Origin of the sequence: Streptomyces sp. NPDC005761 (genome assembly GCF_040630635.1) — a bacterium.
Taxonomy (GTDB): Bacteria; Actinomycetota; Actinomycetes; order Streptomycetales; family Streptomycetaceae; genus Streptomyces.
The window spans coordinates 1-20,621 of sequence record NZ_JBEXXX010000069.1; the positions used below are offsets into that span (position 1 = coordinate 1).

General features: G+C 72.5%; 14 protein-coding genes and 1 riboswitch. Of the genes, 7 read left to right on the forward strand and 7 right to left on the reverse strand.

Going from position 1 to position 20,621, the window contains the following annotated elements:
- Positions 1-148 precede the first annotated feature (148 nt).
- From ABZ434_RS34605 to ABZ434_RS34615, 3 genes are all read right to left on the reverse strand, one after another.
- Entirely contained in the window at positions 149-571 is a 423-nt protein-coding gene (locus ABZ434_RS34605; protein ID WP_359145575.1) for a MerR family transcriptional regulator, read from the reverse strand.
- A gap of 17 nt (positions 572-588) precedes the next feature.
- Positions 589-1,590 carry an NADP-dependent oxidoreductase gene (locus tag ABZ434_RS34610; RefSeq protein ID WP_359145577.1) on the reverse strand — a complete coding sequence of 334 codons (1,002 nt, stop codon included), beginning with the start codon at positions 1,588-1,590 and terminating at the stop codon, positions 589-591.
- Between the two features lie 193 nt (positions 1,591-1,783).
- Entirely contained in the window at positions 1,784-2,947 is a 1,164-nt protein-coding gene (locus ABZ434_RS34615; protein ID WP_359145580.1) for an NlpC/P60 family protein, read from the reverse strand.
- Positions 2,946-3,111, reverse strand: a riboswitch (cyclic di-AMP (ydaO/yuaA leader). It overlaps the preceding gene by 2 nt.
- 258 nt (positions 3,112-3,369) lie before the next feature.
- Here ABZ434_RS34615 and pcrA point away from each other — a divergent pair.
- On the forward strand, positions 3,370-5,808 hold the full coding sequence (pcrA, locus tag ABZ434_RS34620) for a DNA helicase PcrA (protein WP_359145582.1): 2,439 nt from the start codon (positions 3,370-3,372) through the stop codon (positions 5,806-5,808).
- A 57-nt stretch (positions 5,809-5,865) separates the two neighbouring features.
- On the opposite strand, the gene ABZ434_RS34625 is transcribed toward pcrA, so the two are convergent.
- Positions 5,866-7,440 (reverse strand): M23 family metallopeptidase, encoded by a 1,575-nt coding sequence (locus tag ABZ434_RS34625; RefSeq protein ID WP_359145585.1) that lies wholly within the window; start codon positions 7,438-7,440, stop codon positions 5,866-5,868.
- 262 nt (positions 7,441-7,702) lie between these two features.
- A complete protein-coding gene (locus ABZ434_RS34630; protein ID WP_359145588.1) occupies positions 7,703-8,662 on the reverse strand; it encodes an alpha/beta fold hydrolase in 960 nt (319 codons plus the stop codon).
- 405 nt (positions 8,663-9,067) lie between these two features.
- Here ABZ434_RS34630 and ABZ434_RS34635 point away from each other — a divergent pair, with 405 nt between their 5' ends.
- A complete protein-coding gene (locus ABZ434_RS34635) occupies positions 9,068-9,481 on the forward strand; it encodes a cobalamin B12-binding domain-containing protein (protein WP_359145591.1) in 414 nt (137 codons plus the stop codon).
- Positions 9,482-9,753: 272 nt separating this feature from the next.
- Here the strand turns inward: ABZ434_RS34635 and ABZ434_RS34640 are convergent, their stop codons facing one another.
- Both ABZ434_RS34640 and ABZ434_RS34645 read right to left on the reverse strand, forming a co-directional pair.
- Positions 9,754-11,451 carry a DUF5691 domain-containing protein gene (locus ABZ434_RS34640; protein WP_359145594.1) on the reverse strand — a complete coding sequence of 566 codons (1,698 nt, stop codon included), beginning with the start codon at positions 11,449-11,451 and terminating at the stop codon, positions 9,754-9,756.
- 16 nt (positions 11,452-11,467) lie between these two features.
- A complete protein-coding gene (locus ABZ434_RS34645) occupies positions 11,468-12,895 on the reverse strand; it encodes an SWIM zinc finger family protein (protein ID WP_359145597.1) in 1,428 nt (475 codons plus the stop codon).
- Positions 12,896-13,012: 117 nt separating this feature from the next.
- On the opposite strand from ABZ434_RS34645, the gene ABZ434_RS34650 reads away from it, so the two are divergent.
- The 5 genes from ABZ434_RS34650 (at position 13,013) to sucD (ending at position 20,489) form a co-directional block, all read left to right on the forward strand.
- Positions 13,013-14,125 carry an AAA family ATPase gene (locus ABZ434_RS34650; RefSeq protein WP_359145600.1) on the forward strand — a complete coding sequence of 371 codons (1,113 nt, stop codon included), beginning with the start codon at positions 13,013-13,015 and terminating at the stop codon, positions 14,123-14,125.
- On the forward strand, positions 14,122-16,503 hold the full coding sequence (locus ABZ434_RS34655; RefSeq protein WP_359145603.1) for a DUF5682 family protein: 2,382 nt from the start codon (positions 14,122-14,124) through the stop codon (positions 16,501-16,503). Before ABZ434_RS34650 ends, ABZ434_RS34655 begins: the two co-directional genes overlap by 4 nt.
- Positions 16,504-16,601: 98 nt before the next feature.
- On the forward strand, positions 16,602-17,744 hold the full coding sequence (locus ABZ434_RS34660; RefSeq protein ID WP_359145609.1) for a VWA domain-containing protein: 1,143 nt from the start codon (positions 16,602-16,604) through the stop codon (positions 17,742-17,744).
- A gap of 657 nt (positions 17,745-18,401) precedes the next feature.
- Positions 18,402-19,583, forward strand: a complete 1,182-nt coding sequence (sucC, locus tag ABZ434_RS34665; RefSeq protein WP_359145606.1) for an ADP-forming succinate--CoA ligase subunit beta — start codon at positions 18,402-18,404, stop codon at positions 19,581-19,583.
- 21 nt (positions 19,584-19,604) lie between these two features.
- Positions 19,605-20,489, forward strand: coding sequence for a succinate--CoA ligase subunit alpha (gene sucD, locus ABZ434_RS34670; protein ID WP_007450902.1), 885 nt, complete (start codon positions 19,605-19,607; stop codon positions 20,487-20,489).
- The last annotated feature ends 132 nt before the right edge of the window (positions 20,490-20,621 follow it).

Genomic DNA, 20,621 nt, shown 5'->3' on the forward strand with positions numbered 1-20,621 from the left:
GGGGGGTGGGGGTCGTGGCCATCTAAAAATTTTACCTCCCCCCCCGGTGCCCGTGCCCGCCCACCCGGGGGTTCGGTCCCGCGGGGGCCCGGACCCGCGGAGGGTCCGGGCAGCGGCGTCTCCGCGACCCGGGGCCGCCCCTGCCGGATCAGCGCTCCGGCTCGGGTGCGGGTACGCCGGAACCGGGTGCGGGGGGCGGCGCGCAGGACGTCGCCCCTGCGGCTGCGGCAAGGCCCTGCCGCAGCTGTGTGAGGCGTGCGATCTCCGCGTCCAGGGTCGTCAGCCGCTCGGCCAGGACGTCACTGAACCCGCCGTCGCCGCCGGAACACGATGCCGCGGGCCGGTCCTGGACGAGGAGGTCGAGGCGGTGGGCGCGGCGGCGGATGTCCTCCAGCGTGAGGCCCAGGGCCAGAAGGCCGCGAATGACACGGACGCGGGCCACCTCGGCGGAGCCGTACTCACGCTGACCGGATGAGGTGCGTGGCGGCGCTCCCAGCAGGCCGCGGGCTTCGTACAGGCGCAGCGCGCGGGGTGTGGTTCCGGCTGCCGCCGCTGCCTCGCCGATCCGCATGCCCGCTCCGCCTTGTCCTACAACTCCACGATGGTCGCTCCGAAGGAGCGGCCCGAGATCAGTCCGGGCAACGCCCCCGGGGCGTGCTCCATTCCCCGGACCGGGGTGTACGGGAACCGGATGTCCCCCGCCCGCAGCCAGTCCCCCAGACGTGCCTCCCATTCCGCCTCGACGTCCGGGTGGTCCACGCCGCTGTAGCCGGAGATGGTGATGCCGCGGGTCAGCAAGCGGTAGGTGTCGAGCACGGCCGGCGCGCTCCCCCCGGCCCGGTCCGGGGACAGCTGACCGTCCAACGCGCCCACCAGGGCGAACCGGGCCCCCCGGTTCGCCGCGCGTACGGCGGCCGTCAACTGTTCGCCGCCCACGGTGTCCAGGACGACGTCGATCCCGTCCGGTGCCGCCTCGGCGAGCTGCTCGCCGATCGGGGCCGCCCCGCGCAGCACGGTGGCGTCGTAGCCGAGTTCCCGCTCCAGCCGCCGGGCCTTGTCCGGGGAACCGGTGCTGCCGATCACCCGTGCGGCACCCAGCAGCCGGGCGATCTGGCCCGCCATGGTGCCCACGGCGCCCGCGGCGCCGGTCACGAACACGGTGTCGCCCTCCCGGACCCCGGCCAGCCGGGTCAGTGCGCCGTAGGCCGAGGAGCCCTGGGCGAGATGCGCCACGGGGTCGGGCAGGGTGCCGTCCAGCAGCCGGCACTCGGCGACGGCAGGCGCCGCGTACTCCCGCCAGCCCTGAAGGTGCAGCACCAGCCGGCCCTTCTCCAGCGGCCCGTCGACCACCTCACCGATCGCGGGGCCGAACAGGGGCTCGCCGGGGTGCAGGGGCGGCAGCGGGACATCGCCCGTCTCACCCCCGATGAGGGTGCGCAGGCCCGGGAAGACGAGGAAGTGGGTGTTGCGGACGAGCACCTGGCCGCCCTCGGGGCGGGGAACGGGAGCCGCTGCCAGGGTGAAGTCCCCGGGGGCCGGCAGTCCGTCGGGGCGGCGGACCAGGCGTACGAGACGATGCGTCGTGTTCATGGCCGGACGCTAAGCCCTGCCCCATGGGTCAGGGGCAAGGCCCGGCGCCAGGACGGTTTCCGCGCACCGGCCGGTCACCTGCCGGCCGGAGCCCCTTCCGCGCGCCAGGAAGGCGACACGCGACGAAGGCGCACCCGGCGGCAACGAGGGAATGGCCGTCCCGTGCCCGGCCCCTCGGAGGTGAGGAGGCGGGTCAGGCCGGCCGCACGCTCCCGTAGATCGGCATGTAGTAGATCGACTCCTCGCGCACGTCCGCCCCCGGCTTCGGCGCGTGGATCATCATGCCGTCGCCCTTGTAGATGCCGACGTGGCTGATGTCGTCGTAGAAGAACACCAGGTCACCGGGTTGCAGATCGGCCGTGGCGATCCGGGTGCCGACGTTCACCTGGTCCCAGGTGGTCCGCGGTATGTCGACGCCGGCCGCCTTCCAGGCCGCCTGGGTGAGCCCCGAGCAGTCGTACGAGGCCGGGCCGGTCGCTCCCCAGACGTACGGCTTGCCGAGCTGCGCCCTGGCGAACGCCATGACCTTCTCGGCCTTGGTCGAGGCCTCGGCGTCCGCACCCGACCCTGAACCGGTACCGGTGTCCGCCCCCGTACCGCTGCCGGCCTCCTCGGCGGCCTCCTCGGCCTTGCGCTCGGCCTCGGCCTTCGCGGCGGCCTGCTTCTTCGCCAGTTCCGCCGCCTTGCGCTTGGCCTCCGCCTCCTTCTTCCGCTCCAGCTCGGCCAGCCGCGCCTTCTCCTCGGCGGTCAGCTTCGACAGCAGACCACGGGCCTCGGACAGCTTCGTCTGGACGCTCTGCTTGCTCGTGCGCAGCGTCGCCTGCGACTCGGTGAGCGTCTCCAGGCTCACCACGGCCTCGGCCCGCTGTTCCGACGCCTTCGCCTGCTGCGTACGGAAGTCCGAGACGGCGCGCTGCTGGCGCTCGGTCATCCGGTCCATGAGGTGGTTCTGGTCGAAGAACGACTGCGGGTCGTCGGCCAGGAAGAAGGTGGCCGTCGGGGCGAGGGTGCCGCCGCGGTACTGGGCGGCGGCGTACGTGCCGAGGGTCCTGCGGGCCTCGTTCAGCTTCTCGGTGCGCCGGGCGACGTCGTCCAGCAGCGTGTCCACCCTGGAGCGCTGCTTGGCCGTCGCCTCCTTCGCCTGGTTGTACTGCTGGGTCGCGGTACCGGCCTGCCGGTAGAGGTCGTCGACCTTCTTCTGCACGTCCTCGATGCTGGGCTTGGGGGCCGGGGCCGCCAGTGCGCTCTGCGTGGACAGCAGGGTCACCGACGCCAGCGCGGCCGTCGTGAGCCCGACCGCCGGGCCGGAATTGCGCACACGGGTGCGCGGTTTGCGATGCGACGCCAAGGCCGGCATCTCCTTCCGTGGACCGCCTACCGGGTTAGCTGTCGGGTTCGGGCGGAACGGAAGGCTGCCCTACGGTCCTGGTGGAGGATGCGGACCGATTCACCCCGGTGATGCGTGTGGGTCCCCGGTTCCGGACTCCTGCACGGGCAGCCCGGATTCGGCGTGGACGCCCGTTCGGCGTGGATCGCCTCTGGGGGTACGGGCCGCCCGAACGAGCACGCTAGCCAACTCATGGTGTCGCTGTGAAGGTTGATGTTCGATATGCCCGATACATTTTCGTGACCTCGGCGGATCCGGGCGCGGCGGGGCAGGTGGGGCAGGGATCCCTCCACCCGCCGAGGTCGCGTGCTCGCTCTGTGTGCCCGTCCGTGCCTGCGTGCTTCGTCACTCGGCCCCGGAGTGTCAGTGCGGCGGCCTAGACTCGGACAGCGATGAGCAGCCTCTTTGACGACAGTTTCCTGGCCGGCCTCCAGCACACGGAGGAAGGGCCCCCGCCGCCCCCCGAGGACTCCGCACCCGAAGCGGTGCCGGAGGGCCTTTTCGCGGGCGTTTTCGACGGACCCCCGCCGCCCCGCGACGCGTACTACCGCGACGGGGCCCACCGCCCGGTCATCGACGCGGCCGCGCTGCTGGACGGGCTGAACACCGAGCAGCGCGCAGCCGTCGTGCACGCCGGGTCCCCGCTGCTCATCGTGGCCGGCGCCGGTTCCGGCAAGACCCGCGTGCTGACCCACCGCATCGCCCATCTGCTGGCCGAGCGCGGGGTGCACCCGGGCCAGATCCTGGCGATCACCTTCACCAACAAGGCCGCCGGCGAGATGAAGGAGCGCGTCGAGCAGCTCGTCGGTCCGCGGGCCAACGCCATGTGGGTCATGACCTTCCACAGCGCGTGCGTACGGATCCTGCGCCGCGAGTCGAAGCGGCTCGGCTTCACCTCCTCGTTCTCGATCTACGACGCGGCCGACTCGAAGAGGCTGATGGCCCTGGTGTGCCGGGATCTCGACCTCGACCCGAAGCGCTTCCCGCCGAAGTCGTTCACGGCGAAGGTCTCGAACCTGAAGAACGAGCTGATCGACGAGGAGACCTTCGCCGGACAGGCCACGGACGGTTTCGAGAAGACGCTCGCCCAGGCCTACGCGCTGTACCAGTCCCGTCTGCGCGAGGCCAACGCCCTGGACTTCGACGACATCATCATGACGACGGTGCACCTGCTCCAGGCGTTCCCCGACGTCGCGGAGCACTACCGCCGCCGCTTCCGGCACGTCCTCGTCGACGAGTACCAGGACACCAACCACGCCCAGTACACGCTCGTACGGGAGCTGGTCGGCCCGGCCGGCCCCGAGGACGCCCCCGCCGAGCTGTGCGTCGTGGGTGACGCGGACCAGTCGATCTACGCCTTCCGCGGCGCGACCATCCGCAACATCCTCCAGTTCGAGGAGGACTATCCCGACGCGACCACGATCATGCTGGAGCAGAACTACCGCTCCACCCAGACGATCCTGTCCGCGGCCAACGCGGTCATCGAGCGCAACGAGAGCCGCCGCCCGAAGAACCTCTGGACCAACGCGGGCGCCGGCACCAGGATCACCGGATACGTCGCGGACACCGAGCACGACGAGGCACAGTTCGTCGCGGACGAGATCGACCGGCTCACGGACTCCGGGGACGCGAAGGCGGGCGACGTCGCCGTCTTCTACCGCACGAACGCCCAGTCACGTGTCTTCGAGGAGATCTTCATCCGCGTCGGCCTGCCCTACAAGGTGGTCGGCGGCGTGCGCTTCTACGAGCGCAAGGAGGTCAGGGACGTCCTGGCCTACCTCCGGGTCCTCTCCAACCCCGAGGACACCGTCCCGCTCCGGCGCATCCTGAACGTGCCCAAGCGCGGCATCGGCGACCGCGCCGAGGCGATGATCGACGCCCTGTCGATGCGCGAGAAGATCTCCTTCCCGCAGGCACTGCGCCGGGTCGACGAGGCGTACGGCATGGCAGCCCGCTCGGCCAACGCCGTCAAGCGGTTCAACACGCTGATGGAGGAGCTCCGCACGATCGTGGAGTCCGGCGCCGGACCGGCGGTCGTGGTGGAGGCCGTCATGGAGCGGACCGGTTATCTCGCCGAGCTCCAGGCGTCCACCGACCCGCAGGACGAGACCCGGATCGAGAACCTTCAGGAACTCGCCTCCGTCGCCCTCGAGTTCGAGCAGGAGCGGGCGGAGGAGGAGGGTGCGGGCACCCTCGCCGAATTCCTGGAGAAGGTCGCACTCGTCGCCGACGCCGACCAGATCCCCGACGAGGACGAGGACGGCTCCGGCGTCGTCACGCTGATGACGCTGCACACCGCCAAGGGCCTCGAATTCCCGGTGGTCTTCCTGACCGGCATGGAGGACGGCGTCTTCCCGCACATGCGGGCGCTCGGCCAGGTCAAGGAGCTGGAGGAGGAGCGCAGGCTGGCCTACGTCGGCATCACGCGCGCCCGTGAGCGGCTCTACCTCACCCGGGCGGCCATGCGCAGTGCCTGGGGCCAGCCCTCGTACAACCCGCCGTCGCGGTTCCTGGAGGAGATCCCGGACCAGCACCTGGAGTGGAAGCGCAAGGGCCCGATGGTGGCCCCGGCCGGACCTACGTCGGGCATCACCTCGTCGCTCTCCGCGTCCCGGTCACGCTCCGGACCCTCGGGCTTCGCGACCCGGCGGACCTCGGACAAACCGACGATCACGCTGGTGGCCGGCGACCGGGTCACCCACGACCAGTTCGGTCTGGGCACGGTGACGGCGGTCGAGGGCATCGGGGACCAGGCGAAGGCCACGGTCGACTTCGGGGACGAGCGGCCCAAGAAGCTACTGCTGCGGTACGCCCCGGTCGAGAAGATCTAGCGCCCGGACAGGCGCGCCGGCCGGGGTGATCCCACCCGGCCGGCCCGCCCGTGCCGGTCAGTTCGGGTTGACGTTGTGGCTGCGGAGCCAGGGCAGCGGGTCGATGGCCGCGCCGCCGCCGGGCCGCACCTCGAAGTGCAGGTGCGGGCCGGTCGAGTTGCCCGAGTCGCCGGAGTGCGCGATGACGTCACCGGCCTTGACCGAGCCGGAGCGGATGCGGGTGCTGCTGAGGTGGCAGTACCAGGTCTCGGTGCCGTCGGGCGCGGTGACGATGGCCATGTTCCCGTACGCGGTGTTGAACTGTGTGCGCACGGTGCCGTCGGTCGCCGCCATCACCGGAGTGCCGTAGTCGACGGGGAAGTCGATGCCGGTGTGCACGGACATCCAGTTGACGCCCGCCTGGCCGAAGTACGCGCTGAGCATGTGGTTCTTGACCGGCATGACGAACTTGGGGCGCAGGGCCTCCTTGCGGGCGGCCTCGTCCGCGCGCTTCTTCTTCTCGGCGGCCTGCCGCGCCTTCAGGTCGATGCGCTCCTGGGTGCGGCTGGCGCGATCGGCGAAGTTCTCCGCGTCGGCACTGAGGTTGGCCAGCTGGGTGTCCAGCGCGTTGTTGGCCGCGACGGGCTTGACCGTGCCGGGGTCGGCGGCGGCCATCGCCGTGGTCTCGTCCTTCTTCTCCTCGCCGCCGCCCATTCCGCCCACGGAGGCTGCGGCGATACCCGCCACGCTCATCACACAGGCGGAGGGAACGGCGACGGTGAGGAGCGCGGAGCGTTTCGCGGGGGAGCGCCTGCGGCTGCGGCTTCCGCCACCACTGCGGGTGACGGGGCGGCCCGCGGGGCGGTGGCCGGCGGCCGGAGCGGAGTCCGTGGCTGCGGCGGAACCGTGGTCCCGGGCGTGGTCGTCCGGCTCGGACCCGGTGCCGTCGGCGGCCTCTGCGTCGAGGTCCGTCTCCGGGAGGCTGAACTCGGCGGTCCGGTAGGGCTCGTACGGATCGTACGGGTCGAAGGAGGCCTGCTGCTCGTACGGCGTCTCGTGGGAGGCCTGCTGTTCGTACGCCTCGTCGGTCGCGTACGCATACTGGGCCGTTTGTTCGGCTCCGTTCGCAACCGGCGTGGTGTGCGCTGTTTGCTGTTCGTGCTCGGGCGTGGCGCCGGTGTTCCAGGCGGTGGCGTCGTAGGCGCCGGTGTCGTAACCCGTGGTGGCGGGGTCGGCCCACTGTCCGTTCTGGTGCCAGGCGGTGGTGTCCCACTGTCCGGAGGTGTCCGGGGCGCCGTGCTGGGCCGGGACGGTGTGGCCGTAGCCGCCGTCCGCCGGGATCCAGGTCGCGCCGGTGTCGTACTGCGCGCCGGTGTCGTACGGGTGCTGCTGGGGCTGAGCGGTGTAGCCCGTGTAATCGGCGGACCGGCCGTACTCGGCCGTGGGGTGCGCGCCCGTGTCCCACTGGGAGGCGTCGTACGTGCCGCTGTGACCGGCCTGATTGCCGCCGTACGTCGTGTCGTAGCCCGTCGTGGTGTCGTACGAGCCGTCGTAACTGCCGGGGAGGGAGCCGAACAGCGGGTCGCTGTCGAAGCCGGCCGTGGACTGGCCGTCGTATCCGGCGTACCCGGCGTGGGGGTGCTGGTCGTTCACCAACTTCTCTCTCGCCTCGGCAGCAGGACCAGTGTGCCCGGGATCCGGTGGGGGACTCCGGGCAAAGCAGTGGCCGCGACTGTACCCGGCGGTATGCGACGCCGACAATCTTCGACGGCCGGTGTGCGCTCAGGAAACGGGCAATCGGCCGCCTTTCGGCGGGCTGCTCACACAGCCTTGGCTCTATGTTCGAGATGCGTTCTATTTGTGGGTCGGGTGAGGCGTTGACGTACGGGGTGGGGACCGCCGGATTCCGGCAGATTCAGGCCACGGAGGCGGTGCCGGCGGGCCCCTGGGCCGGAGTGTGCGCATCGAGCGCCTGGCGGACGCCGGCGGCCACGGCGGGGTGCACGGGCAGGGCGAGATGACCGACCCCGCTGACGCGCACGTTGACCACGTCCAGGTCCGGGTGGTCGATGCAGGCCGCCTCGACCGGAACGATCACCTGGTCCAGCTCGCTCCAGAAGCTGACGAATCGGGTGCGGCAACCGGGCGCGGGGAGCCGCAGCTCCTCGATCGGGGCCGAGCCGCTGCGCATCTGGCGCACGATGGGATGGGCACCGGCCAGCGGGGCGACGGCGGTGCCGCCGTGCGGTGTGCCGAGGGTGACGAGGGTACGGACCCGCCGGTCACCGCCCAGTCGCTGGACGTAGTAGCGCGCTATCAGGCCGCCGAGGCTGTGCCCGACGATGTCGACCTCGCGGTGGCCGGTGCGGGCGCAGATCTCCTCAATGTGCCGGTCGAGCAGTTCCGCGGCCGTACGGATGTCGCAGGTCAGCGGGGAGTAATTGAGTGACTCCAGGTGGCGCCAGCCGTGCCGGGCCAGTGAGCGGCGCAGCAGGACGAAGACGGAACGGTTGTCGATGAAGCCGTGCAGGAGCACGACGGGCGGCCGCTCGGGGTGCCCGGTGGGCAGGGCGGTGGTTCCGGCGGGGGCGGTTGCGGGCTCGGAGGTCCGGCCGGTGCGTCCTGGCGCGCCGGCCGCCGTGCCCGTCGCGGATCCGGGCGTCGTGCGCCGCTCGCCGGTGATGCCGGTGGGATACAGGAGCGCGTGTCCCGCGAGCACCACCAGTTCGAGCGCGGTCGCCCTCAGCAGGGCCGTGGACAGCAGGGCGGACGGCAGCCGTGCGGAGGGCAGGCGTACGGACGGCAGCCAGGTGGTGCCCACGCACAGCCGGCGCAGCAGCAGAGGAAGGAAAGCCAGGGTCTGCGGGGTCTGCATGGTCGACCTCCTGCTCCGGCAACCGGGAAGGAGCGGCTCGCTGCCCGTCTGCCCTCGTGGGGCGCCATGCCGGAGGTCCGGGCCGGCCGGTCGCCGTCCGGGACTCACCGCCTGCCCGTCCGCCGGATCACCTTGGGCGACCGGCGGCCGGGCAGGCGGTGAGCCGCACCACCGTGCCGTGCGGCTGACGGCGCGGTGGTACGGCGACCTCGTCGCGGCTCCCCTGGCGGCCGGCCCCGCACGGCAGGACTGCCGTGTGCTGCGGGAGCGGTGCCCGGTGAACATGTCCCACGTGTGATTTCCCCCTCCCCGCGCACCGCGAAACGGCGGCTTGCGGGATGCTGTGGATAACGTTCGTTCACATTCCCTGGCCTTCAGGCACGGGAGACGCATGTGGAGGCAGTGATGGGTGTGACCGGTCCGATCCGTGTGGTGGTGGCCAAGCCGGGCCTCGACGGCCATGACCGCGGGGCCAAGGTGATCGCGCGGGCGCTGCGCGACGCCGGTATGGAGGTCATCTACACGGGGCTCCACCAGACGCCCGAGCAGATCGTGGACACCGCGATCCAGGAGGACGCCGACGCCATCGGCCTCTCGATCCTCTCCGGTGCGCACAACACGCTCTTCGCGAGGGTGATCGAGCTGCTGAAGGAGCGCGACGCGGCCGACATCAAGGTCTTCGGCGGCGGCATCATCCCGGAGGCGGACATCGCACCGCTGAAGGAGCAGGGCGTCGCGGAGATCTTCACGCCGGGCGCGACGACGGTCGCGATCGTCGACTGGGTCAACGCGAACGTCCGCCAGCCTGCGGAAGCCTGAGCCCGAAGCCTGGTCGGACCTTGGGCCTGGGGCCTGGGGTCCGCGGTCCCGGGTTCGGGGTCCGGGGTTCGTGAGCCGGGGCCTGGGGCCCACGAACCCGGCGCCGGAGGCTTCGGCGCCGGACGTCTCGGGGCCGGAGGTTCGAGGTCGCGTTGCGGGGCCCGAGGCCGGGGTCCGCGGTCCGGGATCCGTGTCCGGTGCGGTGTCGTCCCGGGCCCCGCACACCGGTGCCCGTGCCCGTGCCTGCCGCCTGCTGTCCTCTGCCCTCCGCCTCAGCGGACCGGTATCAGCTCCCTGTCCATCGCCGCGCGCAGCCGCAACGTGGAGACCAGCCGCTGGAACGCCTCCGACCAGTAGCCGTTCGCACCCGGTGAGGCGTCCGCGGGCTCGTCGGGTGTCGTGGTGAGGACCTCCAGCCGGTCCGCCTCGGCCGGGTTCAGGCAGCGCTCGGCGAGGCCCATCACCCCGCTGAAGCTCCAGGGGTAGCTGCCCGCGTCCCGGGCGATGTCGAGGGCGTCCACCACGGAACGCCCCAGCGGCTCCGCCCATGGCGTCGGGCAGACCCCCAGCAGCTGGAATGCCTCCGACAGGCCGTGGGCCGCGATGAACCCGGCCACCCAGTCGGCCCGTTCGGCGGCGGGCAGCACGGCCAGGAGCTTCGACCGCTCGGCGAGCGACGCCGTCCCCGGGCCGTTCGACGGAGGTGTGGAGGGGGCACCCAGCAGCGCCCGCGCCCACTCCGGATCGCGCTGTCGCACCGCCGCCCGGCACCAGGCCGCGTGCAGTTCCTCGCCCCAGCCGTCGGCCACCGGCAGAGCGACGATCTCCTGCGCACTCCGGCCGCCGAACCGCACCGGCCAGACGGACAGCGGCGACGACTCCACCAACTGGCCCAGCCACCAAGAGCGTTCGCCCCGACCCGACGGCGGGAGCGCCACCACTCCGTCGCGCTGCATCGCCGCATCGCATTCGTGCGGGGCCTCCACGGCCACGGACGGCCCGGTGCCGGTGAGGCCAGGGCTGACGCAGGACAGCGCGCGCGACGCCATCCGGTGGGCCAGCGCCGATCCGGGGAGTGCGGACAGCAGCTCGGCGGCCGTGGCGCGCACATTGCGGCTGCGGTCGGTGAGGGCTTGCTCCAGGAACTCCTCGTCGTCCCCGGACAGGCCGGTGCGCAGGGAGTCGATGAACATGAGCCGGTCCTCGGCCCGTTCCGTGGACCAGGTGGTGGCGAGCAGAGAGGCGGCGGCGTCGGCGTCATGCGCCCGCACGGCGGACAGCAGGGCGATGCGTTCGGCGAAGAGGCCCTCCTCCCACAAGCGGCGTACCGCCTCCCCGTCCGTCACCTCGGGCAGCAGTGCGCTGCCCGACGCGCCTCGCAGCGCGAACTTCCAGTCGGGGTTCAGCCCCGCCAGCCACAGCCCGCGCGGCCCGGCGAACTCCAGGGCAAGGGGCCGCAGATCGGTACGCGCCCGGGCCGCGTCCAGCAGGGGTGGCAACGCGGCGTCCGGGGCGCGGTAACCGTGCAGATTCGCGGTGGCGAGCCACTGCGGGATCAGCTCCGTGAGATCGGGCGCCGTGCCACGCCTGCCACCCGAACCACCCGGCGCCGCACGGTCCGCGAGCAACTGTGCCAGCCGGCTCCGGGCGGCCTCCGGCAGCGCCGGACGCGGGTCGGCGGGTGCCGGGCCGGGCCGGGGCGCGGCGGGCGCGGGAAGCAGACCCGCCCGGCGCCGCACGGTATGCAGCGCGGCGGCGTCCAGCAGCGCGGCCGCGGCGGCGTCCGGGCCGGTGCCGGGCCCTCCGGGCGGGCGGCGGTCCGTGCCGAGCAACGCCGAGGTGACGAGCTCCTCCCACGGCGGGGACACGGGCCCGCCGGCAGGTGCGGAGGCCGAGGGGCCGGTCCGGGGCGCGGTCGGGTGCGGGGCTGTGGTCGTGGTGATGGACACGGGCGGGGTGGTGCGAGGCATCGCTCCTCCTCCAGGGTCAGATGAGCGGCACGGTCTCGGCGACGACGGCGTCCGGCCGTGCGCGTGACGACGGATCCGCGGGCGCGGTGTCGCCGCCCCGGCGTTCCGACGCCCACGCGGCGAGCGGGTCGAAGCCGCGGTGGCCGCACTCCCCGAAGACGGTGACCGGGCCACCGCCGGAGAGCGCGACGAGCTTCCACAGCGCGGGCCGGGACAGCGCGGCGGCGGCTACGGGCAGGGCCGCATCGCCCTCCGCGTCCGCCAGCTGCCAGCCGTCCGCGGACGGCACGGGTATGACATCGCGCAGCGTCACCGGCCAGGACTCCAGCCACGGGTCGTCGCCCAGGGCCCTGCCGTACGCGGCGATCGCCCCGCCGACCGGGACGCCCGGGGGCGGCGGCCCGAGGGGCGCGGGCGGACCGAACTGCTCGCCCAGTTCCGCCCGTAGCTGTCCGGACCCCGGGTAGGGCGTGATCTCGGCGTCGAGCGTGACACCCACCGGCAGCGCCTGGGCGGGGGAGCGGCCGGCGGCCCCGAAGGACAGCAGCAGAACGATGCGGCCCGATTCCCGGCCGTGCAGCCAGATACGACGCGCGACGATCTTGCCCTCGGGCGTGTCGTACTGCGCGAGGACCAGCCAGTGGTCACGGACCGGCGGCCCCTCCGCGGCGGCTGTCAGGCCCACGCGGGTGCGCACGGTCGCCGCCAGCGACGGCGGCAGCCGGTCGATGCTCAGCCACGCCGTGTCCAGGAGATGGAGCAGCGCGCACTCCTCCAGCAGGCGTACCGGCCAGCCCGGCCCGGAGGCCGGAATCGCACCCAACTCCCGCACCCGGCCCGCCAGGCCGGGCGCCTGCGCGTCGACCATGCGGGCGGCCGTCTCCTCCCACAGCCCGTACCCCGACTGCTCGGCGGAGGCCAGCCCGCCGCGCAGCAGGTCGGTCAGGCGCTGCTCCAGCTCCTGCGCGCCGCCGCCGATCCGCTCCGCCCGGCGCTCGGCGCGACGCCGGGCGGCCTCGGGATCGGCCGGACCGGAGCCCGGAGGCTCTTCCCTGGCTTGGGCACGGGCGCGACGGCCCGCCAGCCACTCGTCCGCCCAGCCGGGCGGATCGCCGGCGGGCGGCGCCGATCCGCCGGACGCGAGGAGCAGCAGCAGGCCCAGCGCGTGCTTGCACGGGAACTTGCGGCTGGGACAACTGCACTTGTACGCCGGGCCCGTGGTGTCGATCACCGTCCGGTAGGGCTTGCTTCCGCTGCCCCGGCACAGTCCCCACACCGCGCCCGAGCGATCCTCTCCGGTGTCCGACCACGGAGCGGCCGAACTCAGCTTGTTACCCGCCTTGCGTGAAGCGTCGTCAGGAGCCAGGGCCAGAACCTGCTCCACCGTCAGGCGCACCGCCGGAGCAGCGGCACCCAAGGGTTCTCCCCCGTCAGTCAGCAGCATGGGAACGACGTTAGGCCGCGCCACTGACAACTGCACCTGACCTGCGGGAAGACCGATTGTCAGTGCCATGGTGCACCGTGGGGACCACACCAGGCCGACCGATCCGGAGGGGGATCCATGACCGTGTCCGACACCACCGCGGCCATCGGCGCCGAAGTCCTGCGCCCGCATGCCGAGGACGCCTTCGCCGACGAGCTGAAGGCGCTCGCCGCCGCCGACGACCGTCCCCGGCCCGAGCGTTGGCGCCTGTCGCCGTGGGCCGTCGCCACCTATCTGCTCGGCGGCACCCTGCCCGACGGCACGGTGATCACACCCAAGTACGTGGGCCCGCGGCGCCTCGTGGAAGTCGCCGTCACCACACTCGCCACCGACCGGGCACTGCTCCTCCTCGGTGTCCCCGGCACCGCCAAGACCTGGGTGTCCGAGCACCTCGCGGCAGCCGTCAGCGGCGACTCGACCCTCCTTGTCCAAGGCACGGCCGGCACACCCGAGGAAGCCGTCCGCTACGGATGGAACTACGCCCAGCTGCTCGCGCACGGCCCCAGCCGTGACGCCCTGGTGCCCAGCCCGCTGATGCGGGCCATGTCCGAGGGCATGACCGCCCGGATCGAGGAACTCACCCGCATCCCCGCCGATGTGCAGGACTCGCTGATCACGATCCTGTCGGAGAAGACCCTGCCGCTGCCCGAACTGGGCCAGGAGGTCCAGGCCGTCCGCGGCTTCAACGTCATCGCCACGGCCAACGACCGCGACCGCGGGGTCAACGAGCTGTCCAGCGCGCTGCGCCGCCGCTTCAACACCGTGGTGCTGCCGCTGCCCGCCACCCCCGAGGCCGAGGTCGACATCGTCTCGCGCCGCGTCGACCAGGTCGGGCGCTCGCTCGACCTGCCGCCCGCGCCCGACGGGCTCGCGGAGATCCGCCGTGTGGTCACGGTCTTCCGCGAGCTGCGCGACGGGGTCACCACCGACGGCCGCACCAAGCTCAAGTCCCCTTCCGGGACGCTGTCCACGGCCGAGGCCATCTCCGTCGTCACCAACGGTCTGGCCCTCGCCGCCCACTTCGGTGACGGCGTGCTGCGCCCCGGTGACGTCGCCGCAGGCATCCTCGGCGCGGTCGTCCGAGACCCGGCGGCCGATCGCGTCGTCTGGCAGGAGTATCTGGAGACCGTGGTGCGCGAGCGGGACGGCTGGAAGGACTTCTACCGCGCCTGCCGTGAGGTCTCCGTATGACCGGCGCGCGCCCGTCGGGGCCGCTGCTGCTCGGAGTGCGGCACCACGGCCCGGGGTCCGCCCGCGCCGTCCTCGCCGCCCTGGAAGCGGCCCGCCCGCAGGCCGTGCTCATCGAGGGACCGCCCGAGGCCGACGCACTGCTGCCCCTCGCCGCCGACGAGCAGATGCGGCCGCCCGTCGCCCTGCTCGCCCATGCGGTGGACGACCCGGGGCGGGCGGCGTTCTGGCCGCTCGCCGCGTTCTCGCCCGAATGGGTCGCGATCCGCTGGGCCCTGGCACACGGCGTCCCGGTCCGCTTCATCGACCTGCCCGCGGCACACTCCCTGGCCATGGCGGAGGAGGGCGAGCGGGACGGCCGTCCCGAGCCCGACGGCGAGCCCCGGCCCGTTCCCGTCGACCCGATCCGGGTGCTGGCCGAGACGGCGGGGTACGACGACCCCGAGCGCTGGTGGGAGGACGTCGTGGAGCACCGGGTCCCCGGTGGGCCGGGCGCCGCGGCCCCTGCCGACCCGTCGGCGGCCTTCGCCGCGCTCGGCGAAGCGATGACGGCCCTGCGCGAGGTGTACGGGGACGGCGGACATCCCAGGGACGCGGTCCGGGAGGCGTACATGCGCAGCCGGCTCCGCGCCGCCCGCAAGGAGTTCGGCGGCGCCTTCGCCGTGGTCTGCGGTGCCTGGCACGTCCCCGCGCTCGAAGCGAGGACGACGCAGACCGCCGACCGGGCGCTCCTCAAGGGCCTCCCCAAGGTCAAGACCGAACTGACCTGGGTGCCCTGGACCCATCAGCGCCTCGCCCGGCACAGCGGGTACGGGGCAGGGATCGATTCGCCCGGCTGGTACGAGCACCTCTTCGGCTCCCCGGACCGCCCGGTCGAACGGTGGATGACCAAGGTCGCCGGACTCCTGCGCGACGAGGACCGGTTCGTGTCCTCCGCCCATGTCATCGAAGCGGTCCGGCTCGCGCACACCCTCGCCGCCATGCGGGGCCGGCCGCTCGCGGGACTGAGCGAGACCACCGACGCCGTCCGGGCCGTGATGTGCGAAGGCTCCGACGTACCGCTCGCCCTCGTCCGGGACCGCCTGGTCGTCGGCGTGACCCTTGGCGAAGTGCCGGACACCGCCCCCGCCGTGCCGCTGCAGCGCGACCTCAACCGGCAACAGCGCACCCTCCGCCTCAAACCGGAGGCCTCCGAAAGGGAGTTGGACCTCGACCTCCGCAAGGAGACCGACGCGGGACGCAGCCGGCTCCTGCACCGGCTGCGCCTCCTCGGCATCGGCTGGGGCGAACCCGCCGCCGGCCGGGGGAGCACCGGCACCTTCCGGGAGAGCTGGCGGCTGCGCTGGGAGCCCGAGCTGTACGTGCGGGTCGCGGAGGCGGGCGTGTGGGGCACCACCGTGCTCACCGCCGCCACGGCACGCGCCGAGGCGGACGCCCTGGCGGCGACCGCGCTCGCCGGGGTGACCGCCCTGGCCGAGCGGTGCCTGCTCGCGGGACTGACGGACGCGCTCCCCGTCGTGATGCGCGTCCTCGCCGACCGTGCGGCCCTCGACGCCGATGTCGGGCACCTCGCCGACGCCCTTCCCGCCCTGGCCCGCACCCTGCGCTACGGGGACGTGCGCGCGACGGACACCGCCGCGCTGGGGGAGGTCGCGGCCGGGCTCGCGGAGCGGATCTGTGTCGGACTGCCGCCCGCCTGCACCGGACTCGACGCGGACGGGGCCGCCGCCCTGCGCCGCCAGGTGGACGGAGTCCACACGGCGATCGGCCTGCTCGCCGGCGCCGTACCGGCGAACGCGGACGGGCTGCGCGAGCGCTGGAGAGCCGTACTGCACCGGCTCACGGCCCGGGACGCGGTCGCCGGTGTGATCCGTGGGCGGGCCGCCCGGCTGCTGCTCGACGACGGGCACCTCGCGCAGGACGAGGCCGCCCGGCTGATGGGCCTCGCCCTGTCGCCCGGCACGCCTCCCGCCGACGCCGCCGCATGGATCGAGGGATTCGTCGGCGGCGCGGCGGGCGGGGGCATGCTCCTGGTCCACGACGAGCGGCTGCTCGCCCTGGTCGACTCCTGGCTCACCGGAGTTCCGGCGGACACCTTCACCGATGTACTGCCCCTGCTGCGCCGCACCTTCTCGGCGTACGAGCCGGGAGTGCGGCGCACCTTGGGTGAACTGGTCCGGCGCGGCCCGGCCGTCGGTACGGACCCGGCCACCGGAGCGGTTCCGGGCCGCGAGTCCACGGCGCCCGGATTCGGGCCGGCCCTCGACGGGGCGCGCGCGGACGCGGTGGTGCCGGTGCTGCGCCTCCTGCTGGGCCTGGACTCCGGGACGCGGGCCAGGACACCCGAAGACCACGAGGAACGGCTGGGGGCAACGGGATGACGACGGGAAACAGCACGGACGCGGTGGACGTGGCACTGACGACGACGGCAACGCCACAGACCCCCGCGGGCCACGAGGAACGGCTGCGACGGTGGCGCATGGTCCTGGGTGCGGACAGCGCCGAAAGCACCGGATGCGCCCTCACGGGCCGCGACGCGGCGATGGACGGCGCACTGACCGCGCTCTACGAGGGCGGGGGCAGGCCCGGCGGCAGGAGCGGCAGCGGACGGTCCGCCGGACTCGGGGCCTCCGCCCCGTCCGTGGCCCGCTGGCTGGGGGACATCCGCACCTACTTCCCCACATCCGTGGTCCAGGTCATGCAGCGCGACGCCATCGACCGCCTCGGCCTCTCCGCGCTGCTGCTGGAGCCGGAGATGCTGGAGGCCGTCGAGGCCGATGTCCATCTCGTCGGCACCCTGCTCTCTCTCAACAAGGCCATGCCCGAGACGACGAAGGAGACGGCAAGGGCCGTCGTGCGCAAGGTCGTCGAGAAGCTGGAGAAGCAGCTCTCCACGCGCACCCGGGCCACGCTCACGGGGGCCCTGGACCGTTCCGCGAAGGTCACCCGGCCGCGGCACCACGACATCGACTGGGACCGCACCATCCGGGCCAACCTCAAGAACTACCTCACCCTCCCCGGCGGGGGCGGGGCCGGCACGATCGTTCCCGAGCGGCTCATCGGCTACGGGCGGGCCGCGCAGTCCGTGAAGAAGGACGTCATCCTCTGCATCGACCAGTCGGGCTCGATGGCGGCCTCCGTCGTGTACGCGTCGGTCTTCGGCGCCGTCCTCGCCTCCATGCGCTCGCTGCAGACCAGGCTCGTCGTCTTCGACACGGCGGTCGTCGACCTCACCGACCAGCTGGACGACCCCGTCGACGTGCTCTTCGGTACCCAGCTCGGCGGCGGCACCGACATCAACCGGGCGCTCGCGTACTGCCAGTCCAGGATCACCCGCCCCGCCGACACCGTCGTCGTACTCATCAGCGACCTCTACGAGGGCGGTATCCGCAACGAGATGCTCAAGCGCGTCGCCGCGATGAAGGCGTCCGGGGTGCAGTTCGTGACCCTGCTCGCACTCTCCGACGAGGGCGCGCCCGCCTACGACCGTGATCACGCGGCGGCGCTCTCCGCCCTGGGGGCTCCCGCCTTCGCCTGTACGCCGGACCTCTTCCCGGACGTGATGGCAGCCGCGATCGAGAGGCGGCCCCTGCCCGTACCGGACAAGGAGACCCAGGGATGACAGACGGCTGACGTGACCCGGGCGGCTCGCAGGCGTCGTCCCGACGTTCGCGGAGGAGCGCATGCCGCGGGCCACGCCACCTGGGAGGACTCGCCCCCCACGTGACCACCGCAGCCGCCGGACCCCGCGACCGCTCCGCCGCTTGGTGCCTCCGGGGGCGGGGGTGGCGGGCACGCGTGCGCGCAGATGGTGCTGTTCCCCGGCGGTCCGGCGGCACCGGGTCTGTCCTTCGGCGCGCCGGCGAGGGCCGTCGCCCCCCGCCTCCGTCCCCGCCACCGTGTTGTCGGCCGCGCCGACCGTCTCGTCGCTGAACCCGGCGCGCTCCGTCCCCACTGCGGCGTACCCGCTCCGGGGGTGCCGGGCGGACTCCCGCACGGTCCGGACCCCGCACGGTCCGGACCAGGGGTGGCGCCCGCCGCCCGGGGCCGTTTTGTCCACTGCGACCCGGCTACCAGCGCGATCTGTGACCGTAATCACCGCCCAGGTGTGATCTGCGATTTAGGGTCATGCGGGGCTCGGGGATAACCTGCGAGATGGACATGCCGCGTATCCGGTCACCGTGTGCGCCTTCCTGGTGACAGAGCAGTCACGTTGCCCCTCGCGGCACGCCCAAGCAGAAAACCAACCGCGAGACCATTTGATAAGGGACGGACGCGCGTGGACCTGTTCGAGTACCAGGCGAGGGACCTCTTCGCCAAGCACGGTGTACCGGTGCTGGCCGGTGAAGTGATCGAGACGCCTGAGGCAGCCCGCGAGGCGACCGAGCGGCTGGGCGGCAAGTCGGTCGTCAAGGCGCAGGTGAAGGTCGGTGGCCGCGGCAAGGCCGGTGGCGTCAAGCTGGCCGCCGACGCCGACGAGGCGGTCGCCCGGGCGACCGACATCCTCGGCATGGACATCAAGGGCCACACGGTCCACAAGGTGATGATCGCCGAGCTCTCCCCGGAGATCGAGGCGGAGTACTACGTCTCGTACCTCCTCGACCGCACCAACCGCACCTTCCTGGCCATGGCCTCGGTGCAGGGTGGCATGGACATCGAGGAGGTCGCGGAGAAGACCCCCGAGGCCCTCGCGAAGGTCCCGGTCAACGCCGTCGACGGAGTCGACATCGTCAAGGCCCGCGAGATCGTGGCCCTGGCGAAGTTCCCGGCCGACGTGGCCGAGGGTGTCGCCGAGGCCATGGTGACCCTGTGGGACACCTTCGTCGCCGAGGACGCCCTCCTCGTCGAGGTCAACCCGCTGGTGAAGACCAAGGACGGCCGCATCCTGGCGCTCGACGGAAAGGTGTCTCTCGACGAGAACGCCGACTTCCGTCAGCCCGGGCACGAGGCGCTCGAGGACAAGGCCGCAGCCAACCCGCTCGAGGCTGCCGCCAAGGCCAAGAACCTCAACTACGTCAAGCTCGACGGCGAGGTCGGCATCATCGGTAACGGTGCCGGTCTGGTCATGTCGACCCTGGACGTCGTCGCGTACGCCGGTGAGAACCACGGCAACGTGAAGCCCGCCAACTTCCTCGACATCGGTGGCGGCGCCTCCGCAGAGGTCATGGCGAACGGCCTGGAGATCATCCTCGGCGACCCGGACGTCAAGTCCGTGTTCGTCAACGTCTTCGGCGGCATCACCGCCTGCGACGAGGTCGCCAACGGCATCGTCCAGGCGCTCGAGCTGCTCAAGTCCAAGGGCGAAGCGGTCACCAAGCCGCTCGTCGTGCGTCTTGACGGCAACAACGCGGAGCTGGGTCGCAAGATCCTTTCCGACGCCAACCACCCGCTGGTCCAGCGCGTGGACACCATGGACGGCGCGGCCGACAAGGCCGCCGAGCTCGCCGCGGCTGCGAAGTAAGGAAGAGGGACTCAGACCACCATGGCTATCTTCCTCACCAAGGACAGCAAGGTCATCGTCCAGGGGATGACCGGCGCGACGGGCATGAAGCACACCAAGCTCATGCTCGCCGACGGCACCAACATCGTCGGCGGCGTGAACCCGCGCAAGGCCGGCACGACCGTCGACTTCGACGGCACCGAGGTACCGGTCTTCGGCTCCGTCGCCGAGGCGATGGAGAAGACCGGCGCGAACGTGTCCGTCCTCTTCGTGCCGCCGGCCTTCTCGAAGGCCGCCGTCGTCGAGGCGATCGACGCCGAGATCCCCCTCGCCGTCGTGATCACCGAGGGCATCGCCGTCCACGACTCGGCCGCCTTCTGGGCGTACGCCGGCGCGAAGGGCAACAAGACCCGGATCATCGGCCCGAACTGCCCGGGTCTCATCACCCCCGGCCAGTCCAACGCCGGCATCATCCCGGGCGACATCACCAAGCCCGGCCGCATCGGTCTCGTGTCGAAGTCCGGCACGCTGACCTACCAGATGATGTACGAGCTCCGTGACATCGGCTTCTCGTCCGCCGTCGGCATCGGTGGCGACCCGGTCATCGGTACGACGCACATCGACGCCCTCGCGGCGTTCGAGGCCGACCCCGAGACCGACCTGATCGTCATGATCGGCGAGATCGGCGGCGACGCCGAGGAGCGCGCGGCGGACTTCATCGCGAAGAACGTCACCAAGCCGGTCGTCGGTTATGTCGCGGGCTTCACCGCCCCCGAGGGCAAGACCATGGGCCACGCGGGCGCCATCGTCTCCGGCTCCTCCGGCACCGCGCAGGCGAAGAAGGAGGCCCTCGAGGCCGCCGGCGTCAAGGTCGGCAAGACGCCGACCGAGACCGCCAAGCTGGCACGCGAGATCCTCGGCGCCTGACGCTCACCGCGTCGGAGCACCACCGCAGGATCGCGTCACCGCACAGAGACGCGGGGGGGGGGGCCCCCCCGCGGGGCGGCGCCCCCCGGCGGTGTGTGGGGGTGTGGGGTCCGGGTGTGGGGTGGGGGGGGC

Excerpts from the sequence above, each read along its gene's own strand:
- ABZ434_RS34645 (WP_359145597.1), bottom strand. The coding sequence starts at position 12,895 with ATGCTGCTGACTGACGGGGGAGAACCCTTGGGTGCCGCTGCTCCGGCG.
- pcrA (WP_359145582.1), top strand. The coding sequence starts at position 3,370 with ATGAGCAGCCTCTTTGACGACAGTTTCCTGGCCGGCCTCCAGCACACG.
- ABZ434_RS34615 (WP_359145580.1), bottom strand. The coding sequence starts at position 2,947 with ATGCCGGCCTTGGCGTCGCATCGCAAACCGCGCACCCGTGTGCGCAAT.
- ABZ434_RS34635 (WP_359145591.1), top strand. The coding sequence starts at position 9,068 with ATGGGTGTGACCGGTCCGATCCGTGTGGTGGTGGCCAAGCCGGGCCTC.
- ABZ434_RS34630 (WP_359145588.1), bottom strand. The coding sequence starts at position 8,662 with ATGCAGACCCCGCAGACCCTGGCTTTCCTTCCTCTGCTGCTGCGCCGG.
- sucD (WP_007450902.1), top strand. The coding sequence starts at position 19,605 with ATGGCTATCTTCCTCACCAAGGACAGCAAGGTCATCGTCCAGGGGATG.
- ABZ434_RS34610 (WP_359145577.1), bottom strand. The coding sequence starts at position 1,590 with ATGAACACGACGCATCGTCTCGTACGCCTGGTCCGCCGCCCCGACGGA.
- ABZ434_RS34640 (WP_359145594.1), bottom strand. The coding sequence starts at position 11,451 with ATGCCTCGCACCACCCCGCCCGTGTCCATCACCACGACCACAGCCCCG.
- ABZ434_RS34660 (WP_359145609.1), top strand. The coding sequence starts at position 16,602 with ATGGTCCTGGGTGCGGACAGCGCCGAAAGCACCGGATGCGCCCTCACG.
- ABZ434_RS34605 (WP_359145575.1), bottom strand. The coding sequence starts at position 571 with ATGCGGATCGGCGAGGCAGCGGCGGCAGCCGGAACCACACCCCGCGCG.
- ABZ434_RS34655 (WP_359145603.1), top strand. The coding sequence starts at position 14,122 with ATGACCGGCGCGCGCCCGTCGGGGCCGCTGCTGCTCGGAGTGCGGCAC.
- ABZ434_RS34650 (WP_359145600.1), top strand. The coding sequence starts at position 13,013 with ATGACCGTGTCCGACACCACCGCGGCCATCGGCGCCGAAGTCCTGCGC.